This is a genomic window from Micromonospora sp. NPDC051296, from assembly GCF_040682255.1.
Classification (GTDB): domain Bacteria; phylum Actinomycetota; class Actinomycetes; order Mycobacteriales; family Micromonosporaceae; genus Micromonospora; species Micromonospora craterilacus.
Genome location: NZ_JBFBAO010000344.1, coordinates 1 through 7,495 on the forward strand (window position 1 = coordinate 1; position 7,495 = coordinate 7,495).

General features: G+C 69.6%; 7 protein-coding genes and 1 pseudogene. 3 read left to right on the plus strand and 5 right to left on the minus strand.

Features of this window, described 5'->3' with window-relative positions; all coding sequences use genetic code 11:
- Positions 1-256: 256 nt before the first annotated feature.
- From AB0M52_RS27215 to AB0M52_RS27235, 5 genes are all read right to left on the minus strand, one after another.
- Entirely contained in the window at positions 257-937 is a 681-nt protein-coding gene (locus AB0M52_RS27215) for a DUF4142 domain-containing protein (RefSeq protein WP_363959325.1), read from the minus strand.
- A gap of 166 nt (positions 938-1,103) precedes the next feature.
- A complete protein-coding gene (locus tag AB0M52_RS27220) occupies positions 1,104-2,729 on the minus strand; it encodes a cytochrome bc complex cytochrome b subunit (RefSeq protein ID WP_363959327.1) in 1,626 nt (541 codons plus the stop codon).
- On the minus strand, positions 2,726-3,808 hold the full coding sequence (locus tag AB0M52_RS27225) for a Rieske 2Fe-2S domain-containing protein (protein ID WP_363959330.1): 1,083 nt from the start codon (positions 3,806-3,808) through the stop codon (positions 2,726-2,728). The genes AB0M52_RS27220 and AB0M52_RS27225 overlap by 4 nt, the downstream gene beginning before the upstream one ends.
- 67 nt (positions 3,809-3,875) lie before the next feature.
- Positions 3,876-4,712: a cytochrome c gene (locus tag AB0M52_RS27230; protein ID WP_363959332.1), complete on the minus strand. Its 837-nt coding sequence runs from the start codon at positions 4,710-4,712 to the stop codon at positions 3,876-3,878.
- A gap of 69 nt (positions 4,713-4,781) precedes the next feature.
- A complete protein-coding gene (locus AB0M52_RS27235) occupies positions 4,782-5,381 on the minus strand; it encodes a heme-copper oxidase subunit III (RefSeq protein ID WP_111214855.1) in 600 nt (199 codons plus the stop codon).
- Between the two features lie 108 nt (positions 5,382-5,489).
- Between AB0M52_RS27235 and AB0M52_RS27240 the strand changes: the two genes are divergently transcribed.
- From AB0M52_RS27240 to AB0M52_RS27250, 3 genes and pseudogenes are all read left to right on the plus strand, one after another.
- Positions 5,490-6,503: a cytochrome c oxidase assembly protein gene (locus tag AB0M52_RS27240; protein WP_363959335.1), complete on the plus strand. Its 1,014-nt coding sequence runs from the start codon at positions 5,490-5,492 to the stop codon at positions 6,501-6,503.
- Positions 6,504-6,703: 200 nt separating this feature from the next.
- A complete protein-coding gene (locus AB0M52_RS27245) occupies positions 6,704-7,099 on the plus strand; it encodes a hypothetical protein (protein WP_363959338.1) in 396 nt (131 codons plus the stop codon).
- 83 nt (positions 7,100-7,182) lie between these two features.
- A pseudogene (locus AB0M52_RS27250) lies at positions 7,183-7,495 on the plus strand (anthranilate phosphoribosyltransferase); the annotation flags it as partial.

Below are 7,495 nucleotides of genomic sequence, written 5' to 3' on the forward strand. Positions count from 1 at the left end.
CAGGCCCAGGCCGAACAAGTGCTCATCCGCCAGCGGCTACCCACCAGGAGTCTGCCTCACCCACCGGCCAACTCCCACAACTCATTAGGACGAGCAGATGGCATGGTTGCGGGCCGCCTTCGTCACGGACGGTAACCGTCGCAGGCGGCTGCCGTCGGTGACGGGCCGGGCACCTCCGGCGGTTGAACCGGCCCAGCCCAGAGGGCGAACCGGCCCAGCCCCGAAGGGTGGACCGGCTCGCCTCGTACCGCCAAGGTCAACTCTGCTGCGGCACCGGAACCTCGGTGCTGGTGCCACCCGGAGCCGGGGCCTCCTCGGTGCTGGTGCCACCCGGAGCCGGCGTGGTGGTGCCACCCGGAGCGGTCGCGGTGCCACCCGGGCTGGGCGTGCCGCTCGCGCTGGCCTGCGGCACCGGGATGCCCAGTTGCTCGGCCAACTGCACCAGGGCGTCGTTGTGCGCCTGCAGGACCGGCAGCGCGGACTGCGCCAGCTGGACCACCTGCGACTCGGTGCCCTGCGAGATCTCCGTCTGGGTCGCCTGGATGGCCTGCAGGGTGCTGGTCAGCCCCTGGGTCACCCAGAGCCGGTCGAACTCCTCACCACTGGCGTTGTTCAGCTGGTCGAGAGCCGCCCGCTGGTCGGTGGTGGGCTCGTTCGGCAACTGGACGTTCAGCTGTTTGGCCACGTTCTTCACCGAGTTGTCCAGCTCGGTGTGGTCCGTGACGAACTGCTGCGCCAGGTCCTTGACCTGCTGGTTCTGGGCCTTCTTCTGGGCCAGCTCACCCGCTTGGATCTCGTACAGGTTGACCTGATGCATCGCCTGCAGGTACTGGGTGTCCTGCTCCGACTGCTGCGCCGCCGCCTGCGCCGCCGCTGCGGGTGCGACGCCTACCAGCACCAGCGCGGCCACCAGGCCGAGGCGTTTGATACCCAACATGCTTCCTCCCCGTTGAGACGTTGGACCGCACGGATACCCGGCTGGCCGGGGTTATTCCTGCGATCCGACGACGGGCGGGAAGCTCCGACGAGGGCCGGAAGGCCGGAAAAGGGCGTGGCGCCCGCCGGACGACTCCGGCGGGCGCCACGTCACGCTGTGGCGGACCTCAGCGGCGGGTCTCCCCGCTGCCGATCTCCTCCCGCTCCGCGCGCGGCTCGACCGGCGGGTGCCCCGGCGAGACCGGCGCCTCGGCCGGCTTCTCGATCGGGTAGAAGAAGCCCCGGATGGCCGGGCCGAGGGCACCGAGCCGGTTCATCTTCTTCGGCACGACCCAACCGGCGTACGGCAACTCGCCGTGCCCGTGCTCGTCGGGTGCGGCGAGCGGCTGGTGCACCTCGACGAACCGGCCGTCCGGCAGACGCCGGATGATGCCGGTCTCCACGCCGTGGGCCAGCACCTCCCGGTCGTGCTGCTGCAGACCGAGGCAGATCCGGTACGTGACGTAGTACGCCAGCGGCGGCAGGATCAGCAGACCGATCCGGCCGGCCCAGGTCATCGCGTTCAGGCTGATGTGGAACTTGTCGGCGATGACGTCGTTCGCCCCGGAGAGCGTCAGGATCACGTAGAACGTGATGGCCATGGCGCCCAGGCCGGTGCGGAACGGCACGTCGCGGGGACGCTGGAGCAGGTTGTGGCTCCGGTAGTCCTTGAGGTAGCGGGCCTCCAGGAACGGATAGAGCGTGGAGAGCCCGACCAGGATGCCCGGTAGCACCACTGTCGGCCAGAACAGCGGCGGAATCACGTACCCGTCGCCGATCGGGATGTCGATCTGCCAGTCCGGCATCAGACGGGTCGAGCCGTCGAGGAACATGACGTACCAGTCGGGCTGGCTGGCGGCCGAGACCACCCACGCCTCGTACGGGCCGAACAGCCAGATCGGGTTGATCTGGAACAGACCGCCCATCAGCGCGATCACGCCGAAGACGACCATGAAGAAGCCGCCCTGCTTGATCGCGTACCGCGGGAACATCCGCTCGCCAACCACGTTGCTGTTGGTCCGGCCCGGGCCCGGCCACTGGGTGTGCTTCTGCTTGAAGACCAGCCCCAGGTGGACGCTGATCAGCGCGACCAGCAGCGCCGGGATGAGCAGCACGTGGGCGATGAAGAACCGGCTGATGATGATCGTGCCGGGGAACTCCCCACCGAAGATCGAGGAGGTCAGCCAGGAGCCGATCACCGGGATGGACAGCATGATCGCCGAGGCGATCCGCAGACCGGTGCCGGACAGGCCGTCGTCCGGCAGCGAGTAGCCGGTGAAGCCGGCCAGGAAGCCGACCCAGAACAGCAGCGAACCGATGATCCAGTTGGTCTCCCGCGGCTTGCGGAACGCGCCGGTGAAGAAGATCCGCAGCATGTGCACCACGATCGCGGCCATGAACAGCAGGGCTGCCCAGTGGTGCATCTGGCGCATGATCAGGCCGCCCCGGACATCGAACGAGATGTCCAGGCTGGAGGCGTACGCGGCCGACATCGGCGTGCCCCGCAGCGGGGCGTAGCTGCCGTTGTAGATGACCTCGGTCATCGACGGCTCGAAGAAGAAGGTCAGGAAGACACCGGTCAGCAGCAGGACGATGAACGAGAAGAGCGCGATCTCGCCGAGCAGGAACGACCAGTGGTCGGGGAACACCTTGTTCAGCAGCTTGCGCAGAGGGGTCGCCGCCTGGAAGCGCTCGTCGACCGCCCGGGCGGTGTTGCCCGGCGCCGCTGCCATGTCAAACTTTCGCCGCTTCACGGCCGCTCCCAGAAGTCGGGCCCGACGGTTTCGGTGTAGTCGGACTTCGCCACGAAGTAGCCCTCGGCGTCCACCTCGATCGGCAGCTGCGGCAGCCGCCGGCTGGCCGGGCCGAAGACGGGCTTGGCGTTGTCGGTGATCAGGAACTGCGACTGGTGGCACGGGCAGAGCAGCCGGTTGGTCTGCTGCTCGTACAGGCTCGCCGGGCAGCCGGCGTGCGTGCAGATCTTCGAGTAGGCGGCGTAGTTGCCCCACATGTAGTCGCCGTGGCCCTCGCGCTCGTTGTTGCGGCGCGATTCCGCGGCGTCGACGTCCCGCAGGTGGATCAGCAGGGTGGGCGAGTCGGCGTGCAGGTTGCTCACGCCGTGCTCGATGCCCGGGAAGACGGTGATCTGGCCGCCGGCGCTGATGTCCGCCGGACGGATCGGCCGCCCGTCCTCGCGGATCAGCCGGATCTTCCGGCCGTCCTGCGGGGCGAACCCGGTCGTCATCATCTGGTTGTTCTTGTGCGGGTTGGAGATCAGCCCGCCCACCAGCGGCGCCGCGACGACCGCGCCGACCGGCACCAGACCGGCCAGCAGCGAGACGCCGAGCAGCGGCCGGCGCTTCACGCCCAGCTCGTCGGCCATGTAGAGCATCGTCTGGCCGGTGATCTTCTGGTCCTCGGTGGAGACGCCCTCGTGCCGGTCCTGGATCGACACCTCCTTGGGCAGCAGCTTCTTGCCCCAGGTGAGGATGCCGAAGCCGACGCCCAGCAGCGCGACGCCGAGGGTCAGGCCGAGCAGCGGGGTGTAGAGCTTGTCGCCGCCGCGGCCCGGCGCGTACTCCCAGGGCCACCAGATGTAGATCGCCAGGAAGGCGGTCGCCGCCAGGCCGGTGAGCAGGAAGAACGCCGCCACCGTACGGACCAGCCGGCGCTCGGCCTTGCTGCCCGGAGTCACCTGCGGCTCGTAGTGGACGATCTCGATGTCGTCGCGCCGGGCGCCCTCACGGACGATGTCGAACCGGCTCAGCCTGGGGTCGTTCACGTCGAGCGGTTCCTGGCCCGGGTGGGCCGGCTGCTCGGTGTGGGTGCTCATGCCGTCACCTCGCTAGGGGCGGTGCCGGGCCACGGCACCACAGCACTGACTCGGAGAATCCGCTCGGTCACGACTTGCCCGCAATCCACAGGCTGGCGAAGACGAGCGCGACGATGCCGACCAGGAAGATCGCCACACCCTCGGTGGAGGGCCCGTACCGGCCCAGGTTAAACCCGCCCGGGTCGCCGTCGTGCTTCAGCGTCTGCTGGATGTAGGCGATGATGTCCGCCTTCTGCTCCGGCGTGATCTGGTTGTCGCCGAAGACCGGCATGTTCTGCGGGCCGCTCAGCATCGCCGCGTAGATCTGCCGGTCGGTGGCCGGCTTGAGGCTCGGCGCGTACTTGCCCGAGGAGAGGGCACCGCCGCCGCCGCTGAACGCGTGGCACTGCGAGCAGTTGATCCGGTACAACTCGCCGCCGATCGCGACGTTGCCGTCCTCGTGCAGGTTGTCACCGGCCGGCACGATCGGGCCGCCACCCAGCTCCTGAATGTACGCGGCCAGCTGGTCGATCTCGTCCGAGTTGAACACCTCGGGCTTGCGCGCGGCCTGGGCCTCCTGCCGGGCCATCGGCATCCGGCCGGTGCTCACCTGGAACTCGACCGAGGCCGCGCCGACGCCGATGAGGCTCGGCCCGCGCCCCTCGACCCCCTGCGCGTTGCGACCGTGGCAGGTCACACAGCTCACGTCGAACAGCGCCTTGCCCTCGGCGGCGGCGGCGCTCATCGGCGGGTTGTCCTGCGCCTGCGCACCGGGGGCGAAGACGGCGTAGGCGCCGCCGGCCAACATCAGCGCGGCGACCAGCCGGACCGCGGCACCCAGCCGACGGCGGCCCCTGCTGCGCGCCACGGGCCGCCCGCGCAGCCGCGCGAACAGACCGCGTCGGCGGTCGTTGTCAGAAGTCATGACCTGTGTCCTTAACCGGTTGGACCTTGTCTCAGGGGTGGAGCGGCGGCACGGCGTACGGCGCCAAGATCACTGGAGCCAGTAGATCATGGCGTAGAGCCCGATCCACACGACGTCGACGAAGTGCCAGTAGTACGACACGACGATCGCCGATGTGGCCTGCGCCGGGGTGAACCGGCCCATGGTGGTGCGGATCATGAAGATCACGAAGGCGATCAGACCGCCGATCACGTGCAGGCCGTGGAACCCGGTGGTCAGGTAGAACATCGAGCCGTAACCGTCGGCGTTGATCTTGATGCCCTCGTGCACCAGCTCGCGGTACTCGTTGGCCTGGCCGAGGACGAAGATCAGGCCCATCACGAAGGTGACCGTGAACCAGCGGCGCAGCGCGTGCACGTCACCCTTCTCGGCGGCGAACACACCGAGCTGACAGGTCACCGAGGACAACACCAGGATCACCGTGAAGGTGGTCGCGTACGGGATGTTGAGGATCGCGGTGTGCTCTGCCCAGAGCTCCGGCGCTGCCGCACGGATGGAGAAGTACATCGCGAACAGCGCCGCGAAGAACATGAGTTCGCTGGAGAGCCAGACGATCGTCCCGACGCTGACCATGTTGGGTCGGGTCAGCGAGTGGATCCGGCTCTTGTCAATGGCTGGGGCCGCAGTCACGCGGTCATTATTGCCGTTGACCACGCCCGGCGATCAGCGGGGGGCCAAACCCGGGGTGCGCATGGCCCGATCGGTACCGTCCGGTTCGCCTGACCTAGGCTGATTGGCGTGCTGCACGTCGATCCGATCTCCCTGGCCACCTCGGCCGCGCCGCAGCTCACAGCGGGCGCGACCAGCACGGCCGCAACGTCGGCCGCCGTCGAGGTGACGGCCGGCGCCGTGCCGCTGGCGGCCGAGGCCACCCCGCCGCCGTTCTCCGTCACCGCCGTGTTCACCGAGGCCAGGTTGGACAGCTGGCTCGCCGTCGGCCTGGTGCTCGCCGCTGGCCTCTACCTCTACGGGGTGCACCGGCTGCGGGTACGCGGTGACCGCTGGCCGGTCGCCCGGACGATCTTCTTCCTCGGTCCCGGTCTCGGCGGCATCGCCTCGGTCACGGTCAGCGGGCTGCACGCGTACGACACCGCGCTGCTGTCGGTGCACATGGTGCAGCACATGGCGCTGTCCATGGTCTCGCCGATCTTCCTGGCGCTCGGCGCGCCGGTCACACTGGCCCTGCGCACCCTGCCGACGGGGCCACGCAAGCGGCTGCTCGCGGTGGTGCACAGCCGGATCGCGCGGATCTACACCTTCCCGCTGGTGGCCTTCGCCATCTTCGTGGTCAACCCGTTCGCGCTCTACTTCACCGACCTGTACCGCTACACCCTGGAACACGCCTGGGCGCACGAGCTGGTGCACGCGCACTTCATCATGACCGGCTGCGTGTTCTTCTGGCCGCTGCTCGGTCTGGACCCGCTGCCGGGACGCTGGCCGTACCCGGGCCGGGCCCTGCTGATGCTGCTGTCGGTGCCGTTCCACACCGTGCTCGGGCTGACCATCATGCAGAGCACCACCCTCTTCGGCGGCGACTGGTACCCGTCGCTCGGGCTGAGCTGGGCCGACCCGTGGGAGGACCAGGTCCTCGCCGGCGGCATCCTGTGGGCCGGCGGCGAGTTCGTCAGTGTGACGATGCTCGCGGTGCTGGTCGTGCAATGGATGCGCCACGCCGAGCGGGAGGCCCGCCGGATCGACCGCGAACTGGACCGCCAGGAGGCCCGCCAGCGCGCCGCGGAAGCCGCCGGCTGAGCCGACCCCCGGACCGCCCCGCGTCCGGCCCCAGGGCCGGACGCGGGGCGGCGTGTCGCGGGAGCCACGCCGACCGGTACGATCGGCGGCGCAGCTACGAGGTGGGAGCCAGTTCAAGCCATGAGCGAGCGCAGCGAGCGAATCATCAGGCTCAGTGCGAATGTGCCTCAGGACGGCACGGAGCGAAGCGGAGTGTCGGCATGAGCGATCGTCTGTGCACCGTCCTGCTCTACAGCGACGACCCGCAGGTCCGGGACCGGATGCGGCTCGCCGTGGGCACTCGTCCCGCGGCCGACCTGCGCGTCGAGTTCGTCGAGGCGGCCACCTACGCGGAGTGCGTCCGGCTGGTCGACGACTACGAGATCGACCTGATGCTGCTCGACGGTGAGGCCACGCCGGGTGGCGGCATCGGCATCGCCCGGCAGATCAAGGACGACTTCGACGAGGCTCCCCCGACCTGCGTGGTGATCGCCCGCGCCGCCGACCGGTGGCTCGCGGCGTACGCCGAGGTCGACGCGACCCTGGTGCACCCGCTCGACCCGATCACCACCGCCGCCACGGTGACCGAGCTGCTGCGGACGCACGCCGCCGCCTGACGTACCACTCCGGCACCGCCACGGCGCCGGGCGAGCCGGCGCCGGTCCCGTCCCACCCGCACTCGTCTGCTCGGGAGGCCCGCATGGGCGATCGGACCTGGCCGCACCTGCTCACCGCGCTGCTGCGCGGGGAGGAACTCTCCGCCGCCGACACCGCCTGGGCGATGGGCGAGATCATGTCCGGCTCCGCGGCTCCGGCCCAGATCGCCGGCTTCGCGGTGGCGCTGCGGGCCAAGGGCGAGACGCCGGCCGAGGTGACCGGGCTGGTCGAGGCGATGCTCAGCCGGGCCGTCCCGGTGGAGCTGCCCGAGGAGGTACGCGCGACCGCGCTGGACGTGGTCGGCACCGGCGGCGATCTCGCCCATACGGTCAACATCTCCACGATGACCGCGCTGG